General features: G+C 47.0%; 1 protein-coding gene. It reads left to right on the top strand.

Annotation, left to right across the window (positions count from 1 at the left end; all coding sequences use genetic code 11):
* The coding region (locus tag ACVPON_RS05240; protein ID WP_462876859.1) for a Rib/alpha-like domain-containing protein at nt 1-457 on the top strand (457 nt) is incomplete at both ends.

Below are 457 nucleotides of genomic sequence, written 5' to 3'. Positions count from 1 at the left end.
ACTGCAGGAGACGTAACCGGTCAAGTCACAGCACCAAGTGGTGCAAGCATTACCAACAAGGAAGTGAAGGGCAAACTTCCAACTACAGTCGGCACTCATCAAGTTCCAGTAGAGGTCACTTACGCAGATGGCACCAAAGAAACAGTCAATGTACCAGTGACGATTACAAAAGTGGGAGATAATTTGAAGTATGAGCCGAGTGCAGAAAAGGCACCAATTGATGGCTCAGTGACTCCAAATAGCCCAGTCACTCCAGCTGATAAGGAAGTTGTAAAAGGCAAGGTCACTGTACCGAATATGCCAGAGGGGACAACTCTGACCTCAGCCGATAGGATAAGTGGTACTGCTGATAATCCAGTGGTTGAAGTCACAGTGACCTATCCAGATGGTAGTAGTGAAGCGGTTCATGTTCCAGTAGAACAGACAGATAAGGGCAAATACGATCCGACGCTTAAAC

It is taken from the genome of Streptococcus sp. 1F3 (assembly GCF_054968985.1).
This window is presented reverse-complemented; position numbering and strand designations above follow the sequence as displayed.